We start from the raw sequence: 25,712 nt of genomic DNA, 5'->3' as shown, positions 1-25,712 counted from the left end.
AGTCATTACGAGCGCAGGGTGGCAATCCCCCTCAAGGGCATGCCAAGCACTTCCTAATTATAAGCGTGCCAGATATGCCAGACGTTCTCTAATAGCCGCTTGTTTCTCCAGATACTCAGCCTGTTTGGCCTTTTCTTTTTCGATGACATCTGCAGGAGCTTTGGCGGTAAAACCCGGATTATTAAGCTTGCCGGCAATTCGGGAAAGCTCTTTGTCCAGGCTGCCAAGCTCTTTATTCAGGCGGGCCGTCTCTTTATCAACATCAATAAGGCCTTTAAGCGGCAGGTAAATCTCAACACCGCTGGCCACAGCCGTCATGGCATTTTCCGGCGTGGCGGCATCCGCAGCCAAAACAACGACCGGTTCAGCGGCAGCCAGGGTCTTAATATAGCCGATGTTGGCCTCAATCAGGGCTTTAATGTCATTTGAAGCTATCTTCAGAATTACCTCGCTCTTTTTGCCTGGTGGCACATTGACCTCAGCCCGCATATTACGCACCGACTTGATTGTTTCCATGATAACATTCATAAATTGTTCAGCTTCGGCGTTCACCAGGTTAGCGTCTTCAGCCGGCCAGCCGGCAGTCATGATGCTTAGACCCTGATGCGGCAGGCTCTGCCAAATGGCTTCGGTTATAAACGGCATAAACGGATGCAAAAGTTTCAGAGTATTGCCGAGGACATAGTTCAGTACGTATTGGACTACTTTGCGGCTTTCCCCGTCTGCTTTGTTATACAGCCGGCCTTTAGCCAATTCAATGTACCAGTCGCAAAACTCATCCCAGATAAATTCGTATACCATCCGGGCGGCTTCACCCAGCTCAAAGCGTTCAAGATTACGGGTGACGTCGGCCACGGTCTGGTTGTAGCGGCTTAAAATCCAGCGGTCAGCCAGCGTATACCCTTTGGCGTCAGGCGTAAAGGCCGGGTCAAAGCCTTCCAGGTTCATGAGCACAAAACGCGAAGCATTCCAAATCTTATTGGCAAAGTTCCGGCTGGACTCTACGCGCTCCCAATAAAAACGCATGTCATTGCCAGGAGTATTGCCTGTCACTAGCATGAAACGCAGCGTGTCGGCGCCATATTTATCGATTACTTCCAGCGGATCAATGCCATTACCCAGTGATTTGCTCATTTTGCGCCCCTGGCTGTCACGCACTAAGCCGTGAATGAAGACATGGCGAAACGGAATATCTTGCTTAAACTTAAGGCCCATCATGATCATCCGGGCAACCCAGAAGAAGATGATATCATAACCGGTAACCAGCACGCTGGTAGGATAAAACTGCTTGAGTTCAGCAGTATCCTCAGGCCAACCCATGGTGGAAAACGGCCACAACCCTGAGCTAAACCAGGTATCCAGCACGTCAGGGTCTTGTTCAACCTTTCCCCCGCATTTAGGGCAAACCGTGATATCTTCGCGGGATACGGTAACTTCACCACACTCACAATACCAGGCCGGAATGCGATGGCCCCACCAGATTTGCCGGGAAATACACCAGTCGCGAATGTTTTCCAGCCAGTTGGTGTAAATTTTGGTAAACCGTTCCGGCACAAACTGAATTTCACCTGATAATACAGCTTCAATGGCGGGTTTTGCCAGTGGCTCCATTCTGACAAACCATTGTTTGGATACCAGCGGCTCAACAACCGTGCTGCAGCGCTGGCAGTGACCGACCGCATGGCTATGTTCGTCAATTTTAACCAGGTAGCCCTGTTCTTTGAGATCATTAACCAGTAACTTACGGCATTCATAGCGGTCCAGGCCGGCATACTTGCCGGTATCGGCCGCCATAGTTCCGTCAGGATTCATAATAATAATTTCGGGCAGTTTATGCCTGAGCCCCATTTCAAAGTCATTAGGATCATGGGCAGGAGTGACTTTTACCGCACCGGTACCAAAGGAGGGATCCACATATTCGTCAGCCACAATGGGCAGGCGGCGGCCAACAATGGGCAGAATAAGGTATTTGCCGATAAGATGCTTGTAGCGGGCATCATCAGGATGAACGGCTACGGCGCTGTCGCCCAGGATGGTTTCCGGGCGGGTGGTGGCTACTGTCACATACTCGCCTTCGGTGCCTTCTACCGAATAGCGGACATGGTACAAGTTGCCCGGCTTTTCCTCATGCTCGACTTCAATATCACTGAGGGCAGTGTTGCAGCGTGGACACCAGTTGGTTATCCGGTTGCCCTGGTAGATAAGCCCTTGTTCATACAGGCTGACAAACACTTCGCGCACCGCTTTGGAACAGCCCTCATCCATAGTAAAGCGTTCGCGCTCCCAATCGCAGGAGGCACCCAAGCGTTTAAGCTGGTTAATGATGCGGCTGCCGTACCGGGCTTTCCAGTCCCATACTTGATCAATAAAAGTCTCACGCCCCAAATCATAACGGGTTTTGCCCTCCTGGGCCAGTACTTCTTCAACTTTTATCTGAGTAGCAATACCGGCATGGTCAGTACCGGGCATCCACAGGGCATTATAACCTTGCTGACGCTTAAACCGGATTAAAATATCCTGCAGCGTATTGTCAAGGGCATGGCCCATGTGCAGTTGACCGGTTACATTCGGTGGAGGAATAACAATACTGAATGACTGCTTTTCCGGTTCAACCTCGGCATGAAACAGCCGGTTTTCCTCCCAAAATTTATACCATTTGGCCTCAACGGCTTGAGGGTCGTAAACTGTCGAAATAGTAGTAGTCTGCTCTTGTTCCATTATTTCCTCCTTGAAATATAAAAGCTCTTTCGTCCCAGTAAGGACGAAAGAGCTTTAGTTTCTTCCGCGGTACCACCTTTATTTCCGGTTCTATGACAAACCAGACTCTTACATGCCATAACGGGACATACCGTCTGCGCCTACTCTGCTTCAGCACAACGCTCGGGGATGACTTTCCGCCATACAACTGAAAGGCCTTACAGCCTTAGGGCCTCCTCTCTGAACAGCCGCAAACAGCGTACTTTTCCCTTCATCGCTTTTGATGTATACAATTGGTTTTATTATACCTAGCTTAGTAGACAGTGTCAAGTTTTGACAGGCCGCATAAATGGCGTTGGTCCTCTTTGTTAATTAGCTTTTTTTATGCAGGCCACTTCAGCAGCGCTGGCGGCGCGGCGGTTTTTGATTGCTTTTTTCATATCTGCCGGTTTTACTATAACAAAGGCTGATGCCGGACAAACTTCTACACAAGCCGGACCACCTTCACGACCTACGCAAAGATCGCATTTATGGGCGACTATTTTTTCTTTGACCGGCTGACCTTCAATGTTAAGCTGTAAGCCTTCCTGATAGACCGGCTGGCAATTTTCAAGTTCAGGTACCATATCCATAGCCCCTAGCGGGCAGGCGATCATACAAGTCTTGCAGCCAATACATTTGTCAGTGTTTACAATAATCTTATCTTCCTGGTGGGTTATAGCGTTAACCGGACAGACATTGGCGCAAGGCGCATCATCGCACTGGCGGCACTGAATAGGCATGGTTACCATGGGCGTTCTTACCAGGTTAAGCCGTGGCAGAAACGGTGCTTCAAGTGCTCCGGCAGTAGCTACGCTGTTATCTAAATGGGCTACGGCGCACGCGATCTCACAGGCTTTACAGCCAATGCATTTATGCGGGTTGGCGACAACAAAGGTATTCATGCCAGTTACCTCCTGGGCGTATAGGTGGTATGCAGCAAGTGGTGAGACTCATGACCAAGCGGCTTAACAAGAAACTCATCATACAGTTTTTGTACATCCGGATTGTCGTGAGACTTTCTCAGCGGAAGGTTATCATCATGGGTATACGTCGAACAGGCGCGGTTTTTGTAGGCCGTTTCCTTAAGTTTAGGCAGCAATACTTTAGGCTGGCCGCCACCACTAACGCAACCCACAGGACAGGTCATTACCTCCATAAAGTGGAAGTCGGCTGTACCGGCTTTGACTTGTTCCATAAGCGGCCTAACATTTTTAAGGCCAGATACCACAGCTACCCTAAGATCAAGGTCACCCACTTTAACAGTGGCTTTTCTTACACCTTCGCCTCCGCGGACAAAATCGAGCTTAACATCAGGAATAGCCTCTTTAGTAATAAGTTCGTAACCAGTACGGAGAGCTGCTTCCATAACACCGCCGGTCACGCCAAAGATGGTGCCCGCACCGGTGTAAGTGCCTAGCGGCTTATCGAAATCTTCCTCAGGCAGGTTCTTGAAATCAATACCGGCGTCTTTGATAAGCTGAGCAAGTTCGCGGGTAGTAATTACATAATCAACATCTTTAAAGCCGCTGTCAGTAAGCTCGGGCCGGTCACATTCAAACTTCTTGCACGTACATGGCATTACTGACACGCTGAATACTTTTGCCGGTTCAACATTGTCAATTTTTGCGCCGTAAGTTTTAAACAATGCCCCGGCCATTTGCTGCGGCGACTTACAACTGGAAAGATGCGGAATAAGTTCAGGATATTCCTGTTCAACATATTTAACCCAGGCCGGACAACAGGAAGTAAACATCGGCAGCGTACCGTTTTGAGTAACGCGCTCGATCAATTCGCTGCCTTCTTCCATTATGGTCAGATCAGCGGTGAAGTTAGTGTCATAAACCCGGTCAAAGCCTAACCGGCGGAGCGCTGCCGCCATTTTCCCAGGAGTCAGACTGCCAAGTTTCAAGCCAAATTCTTCAGCAATAGCTACCCGGACAGCCGGAGCACATTGTACCATTTTAAACAGGCTGGCATCAGCCAAGCCTTTTTTAACTTCTCGGTTATGGCCAATATTATAAGCGGCAAACAGCGGCTCTTTTACGCTATCTAATAGGCCACGCTCAGCTATTTTTTGCTCGCGCGGCGCAATTTCCTCATCAAAAATTGAAGCGTACGCGCTGCATACCTGCACACATTGACCGCAATAACAGCATTTCTCAGTATCAATGGTTTGCGGTTCGCCTTTTTCACCCTTGATGGCGTCTACTGGGCACACCTCGGCACAGCGTCTGCACCCGGTGCATAATTCTTTATCAATTTGAACGATACCAACAACAGTAGCTGACATAATTGGCCTCCTCTCCTTCTCATCCCCAATAAGGTCTTATCACCCAATAAATTTTTTAACCGACTCAAGCAGACTGAGTGCTGCATCGCGGTTACGCTCTTTTTTGAGTACTGCCGGTTTTACAACTTCCAACGCTTTTTCCGGGCAATTTTCAACACATGCAGGGCCATCAGGACGGCTTATGCACAAATCGCACTTGCTGGCGTAAACTACGGCTTTTTCCACTAGACCGTCTTGGGTCTCGGACTTTAAGACACGCTGGGTTATTTCCTCGCCTTTTACATATTTAGGCACCAGATCAATAGCACCAAACGGGCAGGCTATCATGCAAGTTTTGCAACCAACACACTCAGTTTCATTAATGACAATAACGTTTTTCTCCTGGCTGATAGCGCCTACCGGACAGGAGTTAGCGCAAGGCGCATCCTCACAGTGGCGGCACTGCACCGGCATAGTAACTTCAGGCGTTTTTACTAAATACAGGCGGGGAATAACCGGGTCCTCCATTGTCCCGGCGGTCACCACCCCATATTGGGTATGCGACACTGCGCAAGCCACTTCACAGACTTTGCAGCCAATACATTTAGCCGGGTCTGCGACTACGAAAGAATTGATTTTGTTACTCATTAAATTGGCCTCCTCTCTACTTATTGGATTTAAAATATACCGTCTCAGCGGCCGTAAGGTCAGCCTGGGAATTGATGTTCGTAAAGCAGTTTAAACTGTGGCCATACTCTTCTACATCCAGATAACCAACACGCACCTTTGGAAAAAATGACTGGATTTTACAGATATTCTGCCTGAGGTTGGCTTCAATTTCAGGCAGACAGCTTTGCGCATAGATGGCGTGCAAAGGTTCAACCCAGTCGCCGGCGCGCGGTATTAATACTTGTTCAGTAGCCAGACGCTTAACCATATATCTGATAAACCCAGCATCCAAAAACGGCATGTCACAGCCAAAAACAAAGCTATAGTTGGTTGACGACCGGCTAAGCCCGGCATGAATTCCGGCCAGCGGTCCTTTGTCTTTGTAAATGTCACCAGCCATAGTCAGACCAAGATATTCGTACAATCCGGGCGAGTTGGTAATAATCACCGGCGGCTGCGAAAAAATGCCGGCAACAATATCCAGAACTATTTCTATGAGCGGTTTTCCAGCTAAAGTTACAAATGACTTGTTGCGTCCCATTCTGCTGCTTTTGCCCCCGGCCAGAATAACCGGGGTAATACTGCGAAACTTACTGTTGTTCATTGCGTGTACACTCCAGCCGGATTATTTTCGCTAGCTTACTTTTTCTACTTTTACTGCGCACACCTTGTATTCCGGCGTCTTGGAAACAGGGTCGACAGCGCTGTTTGTCAGGATATTGCCAGGCGCCTCAGTAAAATGGAACGTTATGAAAGTCAGACCTGGCGATACGCGGGTGGTTACCTGCGCCTTGGTAACAAGGCTACCCCGGCGGGTAGTGACGCGGATTCGGTCGCCGTCCTCAATACCCAGTTTTTCGGCGTCAGCCGGGTTGATCTCCAATGATTCCTCTGGATGAGCGCCGTTTAAGCCCCAACTCCGGCGGGTCATGGTGCCGGTATGGTAGTGAGCGGTAACACGGCCGGTAGTTAATATGAACGGATATTCTGCATCAGGCATTTCAGCCGGGTCCCGATACTCAACAACGGCAAACTTCCCCAAGCCGCGGCTAAACTTGCCTACATGCAGCACCGGAGTACCGGGATGGTCTTCATTAGGACATGGCCACTGAATGCCGCCCTTTTCCAGACGCTCGTAATTAATACCGGCATAGCTGGGAGTTAGTTGGCGCATCTCATCGAATATTTCCTGGGCTGAGGCATAATCAGCCGGATAACCCATGGCTTTAATGACACCGGACAATATCTGCCAGTCGGGCCGGCTGTTGCCTTTAGGCTCGATAGCCTTCCTTACCCGCTGAACGCGGCGTTCGGTATTACTGAAAGTACCGTCTTTTTCGGCAAAAGTGGCGCCTGGCAATACCACATCAGCCATCTCAGCCGTCTCTGTCAAAAAGATATCCTGAACCACCAGAAACTCGACATGTTCCAGGCAGTGTTTGACATGGTTAATATCGGGGTCGCTGCGCATGGGATTTTCCCCAAAAACATACAGCGCCTTTACTTTGCCCTCCTCAATAGCATGTAAAACGCCGGGGATGGTAAGTCCTACCTTATCACTAAGCTTAACGTTCCATGCCTTTTCAAATTTTTCTTTGACTGCCGGATCGGTGACTGATTGATAGGCTGTATAAACATTAGGCAGCGCCCCCATGTCGCAGGCACCCTGCACGTTGTTCTGACCGCGCAGCGGGTTTACACCGGCTTTGGGCTTGCCTAGATTGCCTGTCAACATGGCCAGGTTGGCTATAGACATAACATTGTCAACGCCGCTGGTGTGCTGGGTAATCCCCATGGTGTAATAAGTGGCGGCATTTTCGGCCTGAGCGAACAATCTGGCAGCCTGGCGGATTTTCTCTGCCGGAACGGTAGTAATTGACTCGGCATATTCAGGGGTATATTTCATTACTGTTTCTTTAAAGGCAACGAAATTTTCGGTACGGGACTCGATAAACCGGGTATCGGTCAAACCTTCGGTTAAAATGACATACATCATGCCGTTTAAGAGGGCCACGTCAGTACCAGGTTTATGCTGTAACCAGATATCAGCAAACCGGGTCAGTTCAATTTCACGCGGATCGGCGACAATCAGTTTGGCCCCGCGTTCTTTTGCTTCCAGCATCTTAATGCCAATAATGGGGTGACATTCGGTAGTGTTAGTGCCAATAGCAAATATTAAGTCTTTATGATCCATCTTGTTAAGTTCGCCAATAGCATTGGTCATAGCTCCGCTGCCAAAAGATGTGGCTAGACCAGCCACAGTTGGAGCGTGTCAGAGACGCGCGCAGTGGTCAATGTTGTTGGTGCCGATCACTGCGCGCATCAGTTTTTGCATCAAATAGTTTTCTTCGTTGGTACACCGTGCCGAGCTGAAGGCGGCAATACTGTCCGAACCATGCTGTTCTTTGATTTTACCAAGTTTTTCAGCTACCAGACCAAGCGCTTCGTCCCAGGTGGCTTCAGTTAGTTTGCCGTTTTTCCGGATGAGCGGTTGGGTTAGACGATCGCGGTGATGAACGAAGTCAAAGCCGAAATGGCCTTTCAGGCATAATTTACCCTCATTTACAGAGTTTTCATTGTTCGGGGTAATACTGACAATTTCACCGTCTTTAACATTAAGATAAAAAGTGCAGCCTGTCCCGCAGTACGGACAGGTTGTCAAAACACTCTTCATACCCGCTTTTTCCCCCCCCAATATTTATATAAATAAATTACTGCCCGTTTATTCTTGGTTTTTCTCTCTTGACGCACGTCAATCAGCCTTAACGCCTGCTCAGGACAAGCCTCAATGCAGGCCGGACGTTTGTCGGAGTCCATGCATACACTGCACATGAATTCAGAGTGCGCCATCCCATGGGGCTCCAGATAACTAAGCTTGCCGTTTTTATACTGAAACGGCACATGCTTAATATCCCCGGTGGGGCAAGCAGCCTGACAAGTCAGGCAGTGCTTACACTTTTCCCCATCGCCTACTACAAAGAATATTACCTTTTCCATATATTCCTCGCTTTCGCTGACTGGTGCAGGGCACTGTCAACCAAGAAATAAGGTGAGGTTTGTGAAAATATTCTAATATGTTATTCCAGTTATTCAAGAAAATTCCTTCTTTCACAATCACCAATTTTAAGAATTTTTTCACTTTAGACTATTTTTTTTTTGCAGTTTAGCACCTGATTTAGGACATTCGGGAAATTTTTTGATTTTTATAATTAAACTTTGATAAGCAAAAAAAATTCTTCCGGAAGTCCTCCCGGAGGAATTTTTAACATCCTATAACCCGTTCTGGATGACTGTATATGTTCATGCGGTTATCCCGGGCAAAGCCGATAACAGTAATTCCCAATTCCTCGGCCATATCTATAGCCAAACTGCTGGGAGCTGCGCGAGAAATAATGATGGGGATATTCATTTTGCTAACTTTCAACAATATCTCGGAAGATATCCGCCCGGAGAACATGATAATTTTATCAGAAGTAGTTATTTCTTCAACCAGACAGCGCCCGTATATTTTGTCAAAAACGTTATGACGCCCCACATCTTGGCTCCAACACACAAATTTCCCGTTCGCCGCCAGTGCGCCACCATGTACGCCGCCTGTTAGCCGGAAGGTATGGGATTTAGCTTCAAGCATCTCCGAATAGTTAATGATTTCCTGGGGTGTCAATGTGATGTCGGTAGTTATCCTATGAGCAGTCAATAAATCGTTAGCAAAATAAAACGTACTGCGGCCTTTACCACAGCAAGCCGTGAGATATCGTTTTAAAAACATTTTTTCGGCTGCCGTCTCGCCTGTTACCGTCTCAACATCAATAATACCTCGCCGGATATCAACATCCATTTTTTTAATATCACCAGGTTTGGCAATTATACCTTCAGTAGCCAAAAAGCCGATTACTAGGTAATTCTCCTCACCGGATGATGCCAGCATAGTGACTAATTCCTTACCGTTTAAATATATGGTAAGAGGAATTTCTTCAACAACTTGCTCTTCAGTTTTGGTTACTTCTCCGTCACGTATTTTAATGACCGGATAGCACGCGGTTCCCTTGAACACATCCATTTTCCCTTACTCCTTTTGGGCAAACTCCCGGTACAATTGGGCGATCTTTAAAGTTAGCAGACCTGGAGCCAAACCATCTCCTATAGGACGTCCATCAAGCGCCGCTACCGGGATTACCTCCATAATTGAACTTGTTAAAAATATCTCGTCAGCGCCGGCCAATTCTTCCGGCTTGACTTGCCGTATATCAACCGGTATCCCGGCGTTACGCGCCAGTTCAATAACGATTTGCCTGGTGATACCAAGCAGGATGCCGCTATCGTCATCCGGAGTAACAATCCGCCCTGATTTAACCAAAAAAATGTTACTCATAGAGCCTTCGGCAACCATTCCGTCGGTATTAAGCATAAGGGCTTCGTGGGCACCAAGCCGTTTGGCCTCGGCTTTGGCCAGTATATTGTCAAGGTAGTTGGCCGATTTTATTCTGACCAACGGTGATGACAAGTTGCGGCGTAATTTTACTGTTGCCACCCGCCAGCCTTCTGCCGGCAATGACGGTGGCAGCGGCAAAGCAAACACCGCCACTGTCAGTTGGCCGCAACTGGCAGCGTCAGGACGCGGCGCCCCGATACCCCGCGACAATGTCAACCGTACCGAGGCATTGCACAAATCGTTGTGCTTTAGCACACTGTTAATAGCATCGCTAAGTTCCAGCCTGCCGGGAAGCTCAGGCCAATTAAGAAGGACTGCGGCAGTTTCCAGTCGCTGTAGGTGGTCTTCCAGGCGGAATATCCTGCCATTATAGGCGCGCATAGTTTCAAACAGTCCGTGACCGTAAAGAAAACCGTGATCTAAGGGCGAAAGAACATATTCACCGGCTGAAACAAGCCGGCCATTAACATAAATAATCATGTTATCACCAACCAATATGCTAAACCTGGTAGCCCAAAGCCCGCATGAGTGCACGTGCCTTATCCAAACTCTCCTGATACTCAAGCTCAGGCACCGAATCGGCCACTATGCCGCCCCCCATCTGGTAGTAGGCACGGTCTCCCTTGATAATAAAGGTGCGAATAACAATATTAAGATCGGCATCGCCGTTAAAGTCAATATAACCGATAGATCCAGTGTAAATACTCCGGCGTACCGGCTCAAGCTCATCGATAATCTCCATGGCCCGCACTTTAGGCGCACCGGTAATCGAGCCGCCAGGAAAAGATGCCATGACCAAGTCAATTACGTCTTTACCGTCAGATAGCTTGCCCACTACCGTTGATACCAGGTGGAATACGGTAGCGTATTCCTCCAGGCGGATAAGGTCAGGTACGCGGACGCTGCCAAATTCGCACACTCTGCCTAAATCGTTGCGTTCAAGATCAATAATCATGACCAGTTCGGCCCGGTCCTTATCGCTTGCCAGCAATTCTTCCCGAAGTTTCCGGTCTGATTCGGGGTCTTTGCCACGCGGCCTGGTACCTTTTATCGGCCTGGTTTCCACCATCCTGTCAGTTACGAGCAAATAACGTTCAGGAGAAGCGCTGGCAACAATTACTTCGCCAAAATTTAGATAGGACGCAAACGGTGCCGGGTTTATATGCCGGAGGTAACGATAAAGTTCATAGGGCGGGACAGTGACTTTAGCATCAAACCGCTGGGTCAGATTAACCTGAAATATATCTCCGGCTGCGATATAGTCTATACCTTTTTGCACAATACTACAATGCTCTTGTTTGGTAAATCTGCAATTATACTCTCCCTCAGGCGTTTGCGCCTGAGGCTCCGGCAACCGTTTAGCCTGGGAAACCAGGGCAGTCAATTCTTCAATACGATTTTCAGCCCGCTTAAGCCGCACTGCTTCGTCCTGTTCAGGGAAACCATTGGCAGCGATATATGTCTTGCCGGTATAATGATCAAAAATTAATACCGTATCATAAAAACCAAAAAAGGAGTCCGGATTGCCAAGGTCATCTTGACTTAAGCCGGGAATGGCTTCCAGTAAATATCCCATATCATAGCTAAAATAGCCGATAACGCCGCCAGTCAAAGGCGGCAGTCCTGGTACTTTTTGCGTTTTATATATATTTAGCAGCCTTTTAAGTTCGGTAAACGGATTGCCGTCAAAAGTGCGGTTACCATTCTTGTCTTTAATGTGTATCGTTTGCTCTTTGCTTGAGAATACCAAAAACGGGTCGCGGGCAATGAATGAATAGCGGCCCATGCCGTTGGAGTCCATGCCGCTGTCCAAAAATACACTATATGGCTGCTCGGCAAACAGCGCAAAAACATCGGCAGGCGGCAGCGTTAGGTTTATCTCACGAACAATCGGTGTCGGCATCATTTACTGGCTGGCCCCTCTCATCTTGGTTGTCCACTTGGGATTCATTGCAAGAAAATTTGTAAGCATGGCATGTCCGTGCTCAGTGAGAATGGATTCAGGGTGGAACTGTACTCCCTCAACTTTATATTCTTTATGACGGATTCCCATGATCTCTCCTTGATCCGTCTCGGCGGTTATTTCCAGGCAGTCCGGCAGCGTTTCTTTTTTAACAATTAATGAATGATAACGAGTAGCTGTCAATGGGTTTTTTAACCCGGCAAATACGCCTTTACCGTCGTGGTAAACCAGCGAAGTTTTGCCATGCATAAGTCTTGATGCCCTTACAACATCACCGCCAAATGCCTGACCGATGGCTTGATGACCAAGGCATACGCCAAGTATGGGTATTTTTTCTTTAAAATAATTAATAAGTTCCAGGCTGATGCCAGCTTCATTGGGTGTGCACGGACCAGGTGAGATAATAATATGATCTGGCCGCATGTCTTCAATCTGGGCAATATTCAGTTTGTTATTACGAAAAACCCGTATGTCTTCTCCCATTTCGCCAAGGTACTGGACGAGGTTGTACACAAAGGAATCGTAGTTGTCAATCATCAGGATCATCTTCCGTTCCCCCTCGGCAATATTCTACCACAGTCTGTCCGTTATGCACAAACGGCTTAGGTCATTCTTAATAAATGAGGACGGCTATTGCAAAGCCGTCCTCACTGACGCTGTCATTTATGGCGTGGATGATAGTGAGTATGCAGCAATTCATGGGATTTGCGGCTTAAAGGTTTGCCCAGGAACTCTTCATACAGCGCGGTAACCGCCGGGTTTTTATGCGACTGGCGGATTGGCAGTTCACGGTCGGCCTGATATATACCGGCCATCCGCTCTTCCCTAACGGCTTTAGTTGTACCGTGCGGTTGTCCGCCGCCGCCGATACAGCCGCCCGGACAGCACATAATCTCAACAAACTGGTAGTCGCATTCACCTGCTTTAATTTTGTCAAGAATCTGACGGGCATTTTTAAGACCGTTGGCAATGGCCACTTTGACTTTTTTGCCGTCCAGGTCGACTTCGGCTTCTTTAATACCAGTCAGACCACGGACGCTTTCGAAATCAACATCGACCAGTTCTTTACCGGTGACGACTTCATACACAGTACGGAGAGCCGCTTCCATTACCCCGCCCGACGTTCCGAAGATTACAGCGGCCCCGGTCGAGATGCCCAGCGGCGCGTCAAATTCCTGGTCGTCCAATTTATTGAAGTCAATCCCGGCTTGCTTAATCATTCGGGCCAGTTCGCGGGTGGTGATTACAACGTCAACGTCGCGGTAGCCGCTGCCGTTGATTTCCGGACGGGCGCTCTCATATTTTTTAGCCGTACAGGGCATAATGGACACTACCGTCATTTTGCCGGCATCAATGCCGGCTTTTTGTGCATAGTAGGTCTTGGCCAGCGCCCCGAACATTTGCTGGGGCGATTTACAGCTTGAGACATGCGGCAGCAGTTCGGGATAGAAAGTCTCAACAAAGTTGATCCACCCGGGGCTGCAGGAAGTAATCAGCGGCAAGACGCCGCCATGACTCATTCTTTCCAACAGCTCGTTGCCTTCTTCCATAATGGTAACGTCAGCGGCAAAGTCGGTGTCAAATACCTTGTCAAAGCCTAACCGGCGCAGGGCGGCAACCATTTTGCCGGTAGCAATGCTGCCAGGCGCCATGCCGAACTCTTCACCCAAAGCCACCCGGACTGCCGGAGCTACCTGGACAACGACATGTTTGTCAGCATCAGCAATGGCCTGCCATACTTTTTCGGTCTCATCCTTTTCATACAAGGCCCCGACCGGGCAGACCGCAATGCACTGACCGCAGTATACACAGACAGTGTCTTGCAGGCTCCGGTCAAAGGCGGTGGTAATTTCATATTCAACCGAACGGTGCGCGGTGTTGATGGCGCCGACGGTCTGGACTTCCTGGCACACTTCCACACAGCGGCCGCATTTTACGCATTTGGCCATATCGCGGACAATTACGCCGTTGGAGTCTTCGATAGGAATTGGGTTCGGCTTATTGGCAAACTGCGGCTTGCTGATCCCAAAGTCCCGGGCCAGCTTCTGCAGTTCACAGTTGGTGTTTCTTACGCACTTTAAGCAATCTTGGGGGTGCTCAGCCAGAATAAGCTCCAAAATGTCCTTTCTGGCTTGGCGCACGGCCGGGCTGTTGGTGATAAATTCCGCGCCGTCCCAGACCTCGTTCCCGCAAGCTGTCTTAAATTTTTTCTGGCCTTTTACCTCGACGATACACACACGGCAGGTAGCGCGCACTTTGAGGTCAGGATGGTAGCAGAGTACCGGAATGTCGATTCCTGCCATTTTGGCGGCGTCCAGAATCAGTGTGGTTTCCGGACACGAAACAGGAATGCCGTCAATGGTAATGTTAACTATTTTATTTGGATCTGAAGCATGATGACCCATACTTATTCACCTCTTCCCTGTTCAGTAAAGCAAACTTGCGCCGGACACTTTTGATTCAGGTGGTCTTCAAATTCAGCTTTGAAGAGTTTCCAGCAGGTATTTAAGGCGACAGTTGCCGATTGGCCCAAACCGCAGAAGGAGGCATTGGTCATGGTATCAATCAGTCGTCGTAATACTGCCATATCGTCTTGGGTAGCTTGGCCTTCGGAAAGTTTGCAAAGTATGGCATAGATTTGTTTATTGCCTTCCCGGCAAGGAGTGCATTTACCGCAGGATTCGTGAATGAAGAACTCGGTTACGCCTTTGAGGTAATCGATGACGCAGACGTCTTCGTCCATGACCACTACTGCGCCCGAACCAACGCTCAACCCGGCATTACGCAAGGCTTTGTAGCAATAGAGGGTATCAAGTTGGGCTTGGCTGCCAATAGGACCGGACTGACCGCCCAAATGGAAGAATTTCAGCTTTTTACCGTTAGGAATACCGCCGCCCAGTTCCGGATCATAAATGATATCACGCAGGCTTACCCCAAACGGGATTTCGTACACGCCCCGGTTGACCACGTTGCCGGACAAGCAGACGAGCTTGGTCCCGCCGCTGTCTTTAGTGCCATAACTTAAGTATTTTTCGCCGCCTTCCAAGACAATAGTGGGAATGTTGGCAATGGATTCAACATTGTTAACAAGGGTAGGCATCAGGAACAGCCCCACTTCTGCCAGATGAGGCGGCTTAATCCGCGGACGTCCGGCTTTACCTTCAATGGAGTTTAAGAGGGCGGAGTTCTCGCCGCAGACATAAGCACCGGCGCCTGTCATAATATGAATATGGAAGGCAAAACCAGTACCCAGTATGTTTTGGCCCAGATAACCGGCTTTTACGGCATTGTCAATGGCGCTCCGGAATACTTTTTGAATGGCGCGGTACTCGCCGCGAATGTAAATATAGCCGTCATGGGAGTTAAAAACATAACCGGCAATGGTCATGCCTTCAATCACCCGTAACGGATCTTGACTTAGCAGTATTTTATCTTTAAAGGTGCCGGGCTCACCTTCGTCGGCATTAATAACAATGTATTTAGGAAACTCAGGGATTTCCAAAAGCTGTTCCCATTTCGAACCGGCAGGGTAGGCAGCGCCGCCGCGTCCTAAGAGTTTGGCTTTCTTGACTTCGCCGATGATTTCTTCGGGTTTCATGGTAAAAGCCTTTTTTAAACCTTCATAGCCGCCGGCCTTTACATAATCTTCGACACTGTCAGGGCGAATAACGCCGCAGTTAGCCGATATCAGTTTGTTTATTTTTGACATGACGACACCTCCCGGTAACTGGTAACAATCTCGGCTACTTTGGCTGCTGTCAGGTTACCGTAGACTTGATCGCCGATTTTGGCTACCGGCCCAATGTCACAGGCGCCGACACAGTTGGTGTGCATCAGGGTAAAGAGTTTGTCGGGAGTGGTCTCGCCAAGTTTGATCCCTAAAACTTCTTCAAACATAGCTACTACTGCATCAGCTTTGGTTACATGGCAGGGTGTGCTCTTACAGATTTCAATAACATATTTGCCTTTTGGCTCGATATTGAACATCGCATAGAAGGTTAACACATCATGGACTTTGGTTATTGGCAGGTCTAGTTCACGAGCCACAATTTCAGCCCACTCTTCAGCCACGTAATTTTGACCTGATGTTGCCTGAATATCTAGCAGAATAGATAACAGTTGCTCCTTCGCCTTACCGTACTTATTGATAATTGCTAAGACTTGCTCGTATCTTCTGATAATTTCCAATGCCTGGTCCTTTGTTACTTTTGAACAACACATTCTTATTATCTCACCCTTTCCTTTTTTGACATCTCGTAATTACCAAGATAAGCCAGTCTTTAGCAGATATAGCAGCGATTGAATAGTATATTTAATAAATCATTTGTGAAAATTTGTACAATTTTAATTATGTAGAGTATCGTATATTATGATAGAACTTAGGGCCAGCCGCTTTTTCCCAGGCTGACCCTACAATTCTCCCTGAGCTTATCCTTCTAAACCAATGCTTAGCCAGATGATGGGAATAATAGCAATTATTAAACTTTAGGACGCGGCAGGAAACCGGCACCTTTGACAATCTCAGGCAATGCTGCTTCCCAGCCTACAGGCATAATGTGGATACCGGCAACACCTGGGATTTTCTTAAGCTGGTTGCACAGTTCAATCGCAATTTGGATCCCCTCTTGTTTCGGGTCCTCGGTTTTCTTCATCCGCTCAATCAGGCTGTCAGGAATTTCCATGCCAGCAACATCGTTCTTCATGTATTGTAGGGCTTTTACTGAACGTACAGGCAGAATACCAGCGGTAATCTTAGTCCTTTCATGAATACCGCGCGCTACTACCATTTCCATGAACCGGGCAAATTTTTCGATATCAAAAATAGCCTGAGTCTGGATGAAGTCAGCGCCAGCGTTTACTTTCTTCTCAAGACGGATGGCCCGGAACTCGAAAGGGTCGCCAAACGGGTTTTCTACTGCACCAATGAAAAACCGCGGTTCATCGGTTTTTATCGGCACGTCAGACAGGAATTTCCTGTCATCCCGCATTTTTTTTACCATTGAAATTAATTGTACAGAGTCAACATCATACACATTTTTACTTGTTGGATGATTGCCAAACGATTGATGGTCACCGCTTAGGCACAAAACATCACGAATTCCCAAACTGTATGCACCAAGCAAGTCGCTTTGCATAGCAATACGGTTGCGATCCCGGCAAGTCATCTGAATAATAGGTGTGCCGCCGCCTTTTAGCACATGAACACCGGCTGCAATGCTGGACAGCCGGACAATAGCCGTTTGGTTGTCAGTAAGGTTGAAACCATCCACTATGTCTTTAAGCTCATGGGCATGGTGTTCTAATTGCTGTCCATTAGCATGCTGGGGCGGTCCAAGCTCGCCAGTAACCACAAAATGACCCAAGGAGTACAGTTTCTCTAGTTTGCTATCTGTTTTTAAAAGAGCTTTTTTATCAATAGCTGCTGCTTCGCTCATAACCGCACATCCTCCCTCACAATTTTGCGGGGACCGCCATCTCTATTTTTCGACCAATCCTTGGCCGGCAGAATTTCGGTCATAAGCTCGAGGCGGTTTTGACCTTTGAGGCGGTCATAAATAAGCTGCCAACCGCACGGAGTATCTTTGCTGATTTCGCATTTACCACCTTGTGAACCGCCACACGGGCCGTTCAGCAAGCTCTTGGAACACCGGATAATCGGGCACACGCCACCGGTCTTGGCCAGCACACATTCGCCACACAACATACAGCGTTCTTCCCAGATGCCGTGTTCAGTGGCAGCGCCGGCAAATTTGGTATTTTGGCCAGGTACAAAGATAATATTCGGGTAATTTTCAGCCATAAACTGGACACCAACGCCACAGGCCATGGATACAACAACATCCACATCTTTGAGATGTTCTTTAAATCTGGCAACATATTCAGGGTCGCACTGACGCTCATAAGTAGCGGTTTCAATTTGTACCGGCTGACCGTCAACTTGCATCTTCATCCGAAGCGCACTAGCCAAAATGTCGGTTTCTTTCTGTCCGCCGGACAAACATACGGTAACACACCCGCCGCAACCGGCAACCAACACTTTTTTTGCGCCTTTTATGGACTCAGCAATTTCTTCAATAGGCTTGATTTCTGCAACTATCATATCGCTTGACTCGTCTCCTTTCTAGGCCTTCCGGGCCTTAAGCGGACTCGGACCTAATTTTTCAAGCAGTCCGGCCATATCCCGGGCGATATGGGCGAAACGCGGACCATGGGTACCGGATACGTTATACATAATCAAACGTTCTCCGCCAACTCCGACTTGGTCCAGGATTTCTTTTATATGCTCCAAACGTTTCCGGGCACGTGAACTTCCTTTGACGTTCATGCATTCGTGCTCAGGACAGCCAGCGACAAATACGGCATCAGCGCCTCTTTCAAACGCTTCCAACAGCAGTCTGCCATCAACTTTACCGGCGCAAGGCAATTCGACCGTTTCAATTTTAATGTCAACGTCGGCCGGAGGGCCAAGGTCAGAGCTGATTAGCGCACATAAGCGGCAAACAAAGCCAACTATTTTAACATCACTCATTATTAACCCACCTCCGTCAACGCGGTCTCAACCCGGGCGAGTACCTCATCGTCCTGGTAATGATGTACAAAAATGGCCTTGTTCGGGCATTCGGACGCGCACATACCACAGCCACGGCAGTCGGCAGGAGGAATATAAGCAGCGCCCATCTCCTTTTTCTCCCGGCTGATTTGCGGAATGGTGTAAGGGCAAGTCCGCACACAAGTCAAGCAAGCAGCACATTTTTCCCATTCCACTTCAGCCACCATGCCACCCATCATGAGCGCCGGTTGGGCTAAGATACGGGCTGCACGGCCGGCTACGCCTTTGGCCTGAGTCAGGCACTCAACAACCGATTTCGGACCGTGGGCAGCACCGGCAATAAATATTCCTCCGCCGGGGAAGGCGATTGTGCCAAAATTCGAGTGAGTCTCAGAAAGGAAACCGTCAGCATTAACCTGAATTTTGAACAGGTTGGCAAGCTGCTGGGCATCATTGGAAGCTGTTTGGGCAACTGCCAGAATTACCTGATCAGGTTTAAGATTGATGGTCATGCCAGAAGCCGGATCAACAACAGTCATTGCTAAGTTGCCATCCTTATCTTTAACTAAGATAGGTTTATCCGCTTCTTCGTAGTGGATGAATACTATCCCGGCTTTGCGGGCTTCACGGTATTTAAGCTCAAGATAGCCTGGAGTGCGAATGTCTCGCGATAACACATACACTTGGGCATCCGGGTTTTGCTCCTTAATCTTGGTGGCAGCATAAATAGTTTCACCGCAACAAGTACGGCTGCAGTATTTATGCACTTCATTGCGCGAGCCCACACATTGCACAAAAACATAAGTAGCCTCGCCCTTAGCCGGCAGACGCCCGTCTGCCAGGCGGTACATGGCCTCAACACCGGTAATTACCCGCTGATCTTGACCATATAAATATTCGTTAGGAACATAAGTTGTTGTACCGGTAGCCAGAATAACTACACCATGCTCAACTTTCTTGGTCGTCTTAACTTGCCCTTGGCCGGTAGCAACAGTAGTAATAAAATGCCCTTGGCGGCCGGTAAATTCAACGACTTCCGAGTTAGTCAAAACTTCGATCTTATCATTTTTCCGTACCTGTTTTTCCAGATTTTCGATTGTTTGTTTGAGATTTTGGGTTTCCAAGCTGCCGCTAAGGTTACGGACATAACCGCCAAGCTCGGCTGATTTTTCAATAAGAGTAGAATTAAAACCGCGGTCAGCCAGCGCCAATGCTGTGGCCATACCGCTAATACCACCACCAACAATAAGCGCGCGCGGCACAACAGGCTCAGCATGCCATCTCAGCGGCTGATATCTTTTTACATCGCTCACGGCACGAATGGTTGCGGCAATCGCCGCGCTGGTGGCTTTTTCAGCATTATTTTCCCAGTTTTTTGCGGGTACAGGCACCATCTCGACCAGCATGCGATTAAGACCGGCGGCTTGAGCTGTTTCTTGGAACAAATTAAGGTTATGCTTTAATACACAAGGCGCAACAACGATACGGTTAAGTCCCTGTGTTGCAATAAATCTTTGAATTTTGGCAATAGACTCAGGCTGGCAGACCATTTGGTCACATTCAACAACTGCCACACCTGCGTGGCGCTTGGCTGCCTGAGCTACAGCATCGGCATTGGCGCCCATAGCGGCCAAACCGCCTTTGCAAAGAAACACACCAACCCGTACCGGTTCCTTACGGATGTCCCGCTCAGGAGTAGGCCTCTTGGCCTGACGTCCTTCCGGTTTGCCCACTGCTCTGGCAGTAGCCGCCGCCGCGGCGCTGGCTAGAGCCATAGTTTCGGGAACGTCAAGCGGGCCTTGGCTGCCGCCGACCGAAAAAATTCCCGGACGTTTGGTAGCTACCGGATCCAGCGGGTCTACCTGAACAAAGCCAAATTCATTGAGAGGAAGTTGTAAAATTGCAGCAGTTTCTTTAAGACGGGTAGACGGACGAATACCGGCTGCCAATACTACCAGGTCAAACTCTTCTTTAACCGGCTTGCTGGCTGCCGCGTAATTGATAGACAGTTTTTCGGTTGCCGGATCTTCTTTGACTTCCGAAATCATGGTGCGTACATATCTTGCTCCCAATTCCTGAGCCCGGGACAAGAAAGTATCAAAGTTTTTGCCGCACGCACGAAGGTCAAGGTAAAAAACAGTGACATCAGTTTTAGGAGCAAATTCTTTGGCCAGTATGACTTCTTTGGCGGTAAACATGCAACAAATAGCCGAACAGTATTCCCCTTTGGATACTACGTCCCGGGAACCTACACACTGTATAAAAGCTATCTTTTCCGCACATTTTCCATCTGATGGACGTCTGATACAGTCTGAACGATATCGGCTTTCGGATAATAAATGTTCAAATTCCAAGCTGGTAACAACATTTTTATAGTAACCATATCCTAATTCACCTTTTCGGGAGACGTCATACATGCTGAAACCGGCTGCCAGAATAACCGCTCCGACGGAAAGTTTTTGGGTGCGCTTGCCGATTGCGACATCGCTGATGGTAGCCTGGAAATGGCCTACATCCCCTTGCAGCTCAACCAGTTTACTGCTGGTGTAGACACGAACAAGCGGATTATTGAAGGCGCGGGTAATGAGCGACCCCAATACCGTACTGGATGCGTGAAGATTACCGCCTAAATACAAAGCAGAAATATTAACCTGGTCACCCCAGACGCACGCGGCTTGGCCGCTTTGCTCTGAAGAATCCACCAGTTTTCCGCCCAGATTTGCTTCATCTGTTATCAAATGAACGGGGTATCCTGCCCCAGCTAATTCCAGAGCCGCCTGCAGACCGGCAATGCCACCGCCAATAACGAGCACATCCTTTTGCATGGCTCTCACTGCCTTTCGCTAAAATATCTTTACTTCGCATCATTACATTCTCTGGTATAACCAGAGAGAAACCGGACATAGCTATATAATAGTTCTGCCGGTTTCTCATAATGGTTACAACAGTTGCAATGATGTCAAGAGCGGTACGGGATTAATAATATGTTTCTTCATCCATTTTCTTGCGTCAGGATGTCCGAAACTAATCCCCAGCAATTCGGTGAAGAAAAATATCGGGATAGGTTTTTGTATTTCTTTCTGCCGGGTTTCCAGAGTCATCTGACATAACGGACATGCAGTCACAATGGCGTCGGCACCCGCGCGCTGGGCCGCAGTTACTAAGTTTTTAGTTATCTCATAAACAATGTCAGTACGTGGAACTGTCAAACTGCCGCCACAGCAGTCAGTCTTGTATGACCAGCGTTTCACGTCAGCCCCGGCCAACTTCATCAGTTGATCCATTGCTTGCGGCTGCTCGACATCGTCAAAGGCTACGTAAGTCGGCCTTGTCAAGAGACAACCATAGTACGGGACAAGCTTAAGACCGTTGAGAGGTTTTTTGACCTTCTCCCTGACTTTGCCAATAAATTCTTTCCTCATGATGATTTCCAGCGGATGTGTAACATGGACACTGCCGCTATAGGACGATCCCATTATGCTTTTCAGTTCCTCGTTGGCCTCTTTGGCTTCCGGCGTACCTTCGCGCACATAATGGTCAGCGGCTTTTACAAGGTTATAGCAAGCGGCACATGGCAGGACAAGTTCTTTTTGTTGTTCGGCTTCAGCAATGACAAGATTCCTAAGCGGCAAAGCAAGTGCGAGGAAACGGTCGGTGGAGTGCCCGGCGGTGGCTCCGCAGCAATTCCACTCCTGAAGTTCGGCCAATTCCAGCCCTAAAGCGCTAAATACAGCCTCAGTGGCCATATTGTATTCGGCCGCTGTGGAGTGAAGTGAACATCCCGGATAATAGCCAAGTTTCATCGCACCTTTTTCTCCTTTGCTCTCTGGAATATTTTCTTGATTTCGCCCTTCCGCCGCTTGAGGGCATTATGAGGCAAAAATGGCATTTTGCCCCGTTTTGTCATTTCTTTACCGAGGTCCATGTCCGCAAAATAAGTCCCTGTGCACAGCTTGTAAAGTCCCATGAGTCCAAGTTCGTAATTTCGGCCTTCGCCGCCAATCACCGGGAATCCTTTCATGGAATCAAGGAACAACTCGTAGAATAATTTAATGTTGTAATGACTTGCAGGAATTTTATCTTCGGCAATGGTTTCCATTTTTATGGTATCCATAACCTTCGACGTATCAATGCCGTTGGGGCAGCGAACCGCACAAGTCTTACATCCTACGCACAACCACGGGGTATTGCTCTTATAAACCTTATCTTTTTCCCCTAACTGGATCATGCGCAAAATCTCGTAGTTGTTATGATCCATGGCAAAGTTCATCGGACACCCACCAGCGCATTTCATGCAATGATAGCATGATTGAATGTTCTGATGAGACTTTTCTTCAATTTCCCGGCAGAAAGAAGTTTTACCCTTAACAGGCTGGTTCACCGTTGACATCATTGACCTCCTTTCCGGGCGTACACCCCCAGCGGGTATAATTACCGCTGTCTGAACACCTTAGCGTAGGAGTCGCAATAAATGTCTTTGTTCAGGATAACGCGAGCGGTAGCGATGGCGTCAACAAGCGCCTCATCATTAGCATCGCAGATTGCAGAGTCAAGACCGGCAGTCATCGCCATTACAGCAAAGGTGCGGTTAATGATTGAGCGGTGCGGGCTTTTTTGTGATACGTTGGAAAGTCCAACCGTAGTTTTGGGAGGCGGGTTGGAAATCATTTTAATTTGACGAATTGTTTCCAAAGCTTCAATAGCATGCTCTTGCGCTACGTTAACAGGGAGAATAATCGGGTCAATCCAGAGTTGGTCAGGTTGAAGGCCATAAGCTTCGGCATTGGCAACAAATTCCATAGCCATAGCTACACGGTCTTCGGCGCTCTTAGGAATACCGGCTTTGTTGATGCACAGACAGACAACGTCAGCTTGGTATTTAACAGCCATGGGGAAAACACGGTCAATTTTTTCTTGTTCGCAGCCAATGGAATTAATAAGTGCGCCAGGTTTGCCATAAGCTTCAAGAGCGGCTTCCATAGCATCATAGTTAGTAGTGTCGATAGCCAGCGGCAGGTCGGTGCATTCTTTTAAAACATTAACCATCCAAGGAAGATCTACTGTTTGGTCTTCAGAGTTAGGGCCGGTGTTTACATCAAGGTAGTGAGCACCACCTGCTTTTTGTTTAGCAGCCCATTCTTGGAGAGGCTTCGGATCATGCTCCCGGATAGCCAGACCGATGTCTTTAAACATACCATTAATTCTTTCGCCAATGATAATCATTAGTAAATCCTCCTCAAAAATATAATAATTATAAAAAAATTAGTTTTAGATGAAATGTTTTAGAATACCCGTACGATTACCAAATAATGAAACTTAAATTTCAGGCTTAACCATTAATTCGTCAATGTTTTTCTTGAAGAGACGGACAGCTTCCGGATGACGGAGCACCATTACATTAGCGCCGCCTTGGGCCAGACCGGCAGCGGTCATAGCTTCCCAGAGAATAGCACGTTCGGTTTGGTTGCCCCAGTTGGGGAAATCTTCTTCAGAAGCAACAGCCTCTTTAGCCCGCCATGCTTCATAACCAACTTGACAAATTACAGGCTGGGACAGCATTTTGTCGCCGGCAAGGGCTCCCAGACGACCGCGTTCAAGAATAGAGTAGGTGTATTCAATACCATAGCCAAGAGCAGCAGTGCTCGGGTCGATAAGAATATTTTCAGCAGGTAAACCAAGCTCGGAAATAAGAATGTTGAGCTGTTTGCAGATGTTGATATCAAGCGGGCTTTGAGCCAGTACTTTGTGCTTGTGAACCATAGCAGCAGCGGCAACCGATTTATAGTTGTCCTGTTTAGCTAAACCGATAAGCAGATTTTCGCCAGCAGCAGCTTCGGCAACTACAGGCAACACAGCATTGTCTTTCTCGTCATTGCCGCAGCCTACTACGATAAGAGGTACGCCTACAGCGGCCAGTACGTCTTTAACAACTTTTGCACATTCTTCGGGGCTCTTGTCACCATTATCGGGATGAGCGCCGGCAAGTTTGAGGTAAATCATGTCTGCGCCGAATTCTACGCATTTTTTAGCCCAGGCAGCAGGGCAGTCCATTACATCATCATAGATCTGGTGTAATGCAGGATGCCAAGCTGGCTTAACATCTTGAATTTCCATTGCAACTGCCGCTTTATTAGGCATATCTCCTTCAAAATGGAGAAATGGCATAGTGGCGTCGCCGCCAACGGTTACAGTGCTGGTGCGAGTACCACCCTGTTCTTTGGTTGCACCAATGGTAACGGTATTGATTTTACCGGAATATCTTTCTTTCAACATATTAGTTGCCATAGTTACGCTCCTTCCAGACTTTTATATTTGTACTTCTTTACAGATGGCGTTAACCGCCTGTACAGCCGCTGAGCTATCAGGTAAATCAAAGAGCGGCTGGCTTAATAAGTCATACTTGGTTACCTGTGCATCATACGGAATTATGCCGATTAATTTAAGACCGGTTTTGTCGATCTCATCTTGCAGAGCGGCAATATCCTCGTTATTTTGAGTTTTGGTAACAACCAAGTAGATATTTTTTACATCGGATTTCAGTGTATCAACAAGCTGGCGAACACGGCCTGCCGAACGAATGCTCCGGGCTGAAGCATCGCTAATTACAAACATATGATCAATGTCCTGAGTTACCCGGCGGCTAATATGCTCCATGCCGGCTTCATTATCCATAATTACATAACTGTAATTTTTCCCAAGTTTATCCATAAACCCCTTGAGGAGGTTGTTAGGAAAACAGTAACAGCCCGGGCCTTCAGGTCCACCCATCACCAGCATATCGACATTGTCTGATTCGACTAACGACGATTGGAGTTTATATTCAATATACGTTTCCTGAGTCATACCGGCAGGTATATTTTTAGGGTCTTTCGTGCTGGTTATCAATTCGGAAATGGTTTGTTCCACTTCCATGCCCAAGGCTTCGTTCAAGTTGGCATTTGCATCAGCGTCCACCGCCAGAATGGAGCCTTTATTGTTTTTAACCAGATACCGAATCAGTAAAGCGGTAAAAGTGGTTTTGCCGGTACCGCCTTTTCCTGCCACTGCTATTTGTTTTGCCATGTCGTGAAACTCCTTTCAATACGCCCGT

The 25,712-nt window shown here is 48.1% G+C and carries 23 protein-coding genes and 1 other annotated feature; all 23 genes read right to left on the bottom strand.

What is annotated here, in order from left to right; genetic code table 11:
• Nucleotides 1-57 precede the first annotated feature (57 nt).
• The 23 genes from SCACP_RS06725 to SCACP_RS06615 all read right to left on the bottom strand — a co-directional run bounded on the left by SCACP_RS06725 (nucleotide 58) and on the right by SCACP_RS06615 (nucleotide 25,684).
• The gene (locus tag SCACP_RS06725) at nucleotides 58-2,718 is read right to left on the bottom strand and encodes a valine--tRNA ligase (protein ID WP_425060583.1); all 2,661 of its coding nucleotides are present in this window, start codon (nucleotides 2,716-2,718) and stop codon (nucleotides 58-60) included.
• 36 nt (nucleotides 2,719-2,754) lie between these two features.
• Nucleotides 2,755-2,981, bottom strand: a binding site (T-box leader).
• 84 nt (nucleotides 2,982-3,065) lie between these two features.
• A complete protein-coding gene (locus SCACP_RS06720; protein WP_425060582.1) occupies nucleotides 3,066-3,641 on the bottom strand; it encodes a 4Fe-4S dicluster domain-containing protein in 576 nt (191 codons plus the stop codon).
• A 5-nt stretch (nucleotides 3,642-3,646) separates the two neighbouring features.
• Complete coding sequence (locus SCACP_RS06715; RefSeq protein WP_425060581.1) at nucleotides 3,647-5,029, bottom strand: [FeFe] hydrogenase, group A; 1,383 nt, start codon at nucleotides 5,027-5,029, stop codon at nucleotides 3,647-3,649.
• A 39-nt stretch (nucleotides 5,030-5,068) separates the two neighbouring features.
• The gene (locus tag SCACP_RS06710; RefSeq protein WP_425060580.1) at nucleotides 5,069-5,656 is read right to left on the bottom strand and encodes a 4Fe-4S dicluster domain-containing protein; all 588 of its coding nucleotides are present in this window, start codon (nucleotides 5,654-5,656) and stop codon (nucleotides 5,069-5,071) included.
• A 16-nt stretch (nucleotides 5,657-5,672) separates the two neighbouring features.
• The gene (gene mobA, locus SCACP_RS06705) at nucleotides 5,673-6,281 is read right to left on the bottom strand and encodes a molybdenum cofactor guanylyltransferase (protein ID WP_425060579.1); all 609 of its coding nucleotides are present in this window, start codon (nucleotides 6,279-6,281) and stop codon (nucleotides 5,673-5,675) included.
• Nucleotides 6,282-6,311: 30 nt separating this feature from the next.
• Complete coding sequence (gene fdhF, locus SCACP_RS06700; RefSeq protein ID WP_425060578.1) at nucleotides 6,312-8,351, bottom strand: formate dehydrogenase subunit alpha; 2,040 nt, start codon at nucleotides 8,349-8,351, stop codon at nucleotides 6,312-6,314.
• Entirely contained in the window at nucleotides 8,348-8,674 is a 327-nt protein-coding gene (locus tag SCACP_RS06695) for a 4Fe-4S dicluster domain-containing protein (protein ID WP_425060577.1), read from the bottom strand. The genes fdhF and SCACP_RS06695 overlap by 4 nt, the downstream gene beginning before the upstream one ends.
• A gap of 265 nt (nucleotides 8,675-8,939) precedes the next feature.
• Nucleotides 8,940-9,737, bottom strand: a complete 798-nt coding sequence (gene fdhD / locus SCACP_RS06690) for a formate dehydrogenase accessory sulfurtransferase FdhD (RefSeq protein WP_425060576.1) — start codon at nucleotides 9,735-9,737, stop codon at nucleotides 8,940-8,942.
• Nucleotides 9,738-9,743: 6 nt separating this feature from the next.
• A complete protein-coding gene (locus SCACP_RS06685; RefSeq protein ID WP_425060575.1) occupies nucleotides 9,744-10,589 on the bottom strand; it encodes an aminotransferase class IV in 846 nt (281 codons plus the stop codon).
• A gap of 19 nt (nucleotides 10,590-10,608) precedes the next feature.
• Nucleotides 10,609-12,015 carry an aminodeoxychorismate synthase component I gene (gene pabB / locus SCACP_RS06680; RefSeq protein WP_425060574.1) on the bottom strand — a complete coding sequence of 469 codons (1,407 nt, stop codon included), beginning with the start codon at nucleotides 12,013-12,015 and terminating at the stop codon, nucleotides 10,609-10,611.
• The gene (gene pabA / locus SCACP_RS06675) at nucleotides 12,016-12,618 is read right to left on the bottom strand and encodes an aminodeoxychorismate/anthranilate synthase component II (protein ID WP_425060573.1); all 603 of its coding nucleotides are present in this window, start codon (nucleotides 12,616-12,618) and stop codon (nucleotides 12,016-12,018) included.
• A gap of 113 nt (nucleotides 12,619-12,731) precedes the next feature.
• Complete coding sequence (locus tag SCACP_RS06670; RefSeq protein ID WP_425060572.1) at nucleotides 12,732-14,477, bottom strand: NADH-dependent [FeFe] hydrogenase, group A6; 1,746 nt, start codon at nucleotides 14,475-14,477, stop codon at nucleotides 12,732-12,734.
• Between the two features lie 2 nt (nucleotides 14,478-14,479).
• Nucleotides 14,480-15,781: a complex I 51 kDa subunit family protein gene (locus SCACP_RS06665; protein WP_425060571.1), complete on the bottom strand. Its 1,302-nt coding sequence runs from the start codon at nucleotides 15,779-15,781 to the stop codon at nucleotides 14,480-14,482.
• Nucleotides 15,769-16,293, bottom strand: coding sequence for an NAD(P)H-dependent oxidoreductase subunit E (locus tag SCACP_RS06660; RefSeq protein ID WP_425060570.1), 525 nt, complete (start codon nucleotides 16,291-16,293; stop codon nucleotides 15,769-15,771). The genes SCACP_RS06665 and SCACP_RS06660 overlap by 13 nt, the downstream gene beginning before the upstream one ends.
• A 257-nt stretch (nucleotides 16,294-16,550) precedes the next feature.
• Entirely contained in the window at nucleotides 16,551-17,507 is a 957-nt protein-coding gene (locus SCACP_RS06655) for a methylenetetrahydrofolate reductase (protein ID WP_425060569.1), read from the bottom strand.
• On the bottom strand, nucleotides 17,504-18,172 hold the full coding sequence (locus SCACP_RS06650) for a methylenetetrahydrofolate reductase C-terminal domain-containing protein (RefSeq protein ID WP_425060568.1): 669 nt from the start codon (nucleotides 18,170-18,172) through the stop codon (nucleotides 17,504-17,506). The genes SCACP_RS06655 and SCACP_RS06650 overlap by 4 nt, the downstream gene beginning before the upstream one ends.
• A gap of 21 nt (nucleotides 18,173-18,193) precedes the next feature.
• Complete coding sequence (locus tag SCACP_RS06645) at nucleotides 18,194-18,601, bottom strand: hydrogenase iron-sulfur subunit (RefSeq protein WP_425060567.1); 408 nt, start codon at nucleotides 18,599-18,601, stop codon at nucleotides 18,194-18,196.
• Nucleotides 18,602-18,603: 2 nt separating this feature from the next.
• Nucleotides 18,604-21,447, bottom strand: coding sequence for an FAD-dependent oxidoreductase (locus tag SCACP_RS06640; RefSeq protein WP_425060566.1), 2,844 nt, complete (start codon nucleotides 21,445-21,447; stop codon nucleotides 18,604-18,606).
• A gap of 114 nt (nucleotides 21,448-21,561) precedes the next feature.
• Nucleotides 21,562-22,425, bottom strand: coding sequence for a CoB--CoM heterodisulfide reductase iron-sulfur subunit B family protein (locus SCACP_RS06635; protein ID WP_425060565.1), 864 nt, complete (start codon nucleotides 22,423-22,425; stop codon nucleotides 21,562-21,564).
• Nucleotides 22,422-23,015, bottom strand: coding sequence for a 4Fe-4S dicluster domain-containing protein (locus SCACP_RS06630; RefSeq protein ID WP_425060564.1), 594 nt, complete (start codon nucleotides 23,013-23,015; stop codon nucleotides 22,422-22,424). The genes SCACP_RS06635 and SCACP_RS06630 overlap by 4 nt, the downstream gene beginning before the upstream one ends.
• 38 nt (nucleotides 23,016-23,053) lie before the next feature.
• On the bottom strand, nucleotides 23,054-23,845 hold the full coding sequence (locus tag SCACP_RS06625) for a dihydropteroate synthase (RefSeq protein WP_425060563.1): 792 nt from the start codon (nucleotides 23,843-23,845) through the stop codon (nucleotides 23,054-23,056).
• A gap of 93 nt (nucleotides 23,846-23,938) precedes the next feature.
• Entirely contained in the window at nucleotides 23,939-24,907 is a 969-nt protein-coding gene (gene cdhD, locus SCACP_RS06620; RefSeq protein ID WP_425060562.1) for a CO dehydrogenase/acetyl-CoA synthase subunit delta, read from the bottom strand.
• A 21-nt stretch (nucleotides 24,908-24,928) separates the two neighbouring features.
• Nucleotides 24,929-25,684, bottom strand: coding sequence for an AAA family ATPase (locus SCACP_RS06615; protein ID WP_425060561.1), 756 nt, complete (start codon nucleotides 25,682-25,684; stop codon nucleotides 24,929-24,931).
• Nucleotides 25,685-25,712: the final 28 nt, after the last annotated feature.

It is taken from the genome of Sporomusaceae bacterium ACPt (genome assembly GCA_041428575.1).
In the GTDB taxonomy this organism is placed as follows: Bacteria; Bacillota; Negativicutes; order Sporomusales; family Sporomusaceae; genus Sporomusa_D; species Sporomusa_D carbonis.
The sequence above is the reverse complement of the archived record's forward strand: the minus strand, read 5'-3'. Positions and strand labels throughout refer to the sequence as shown.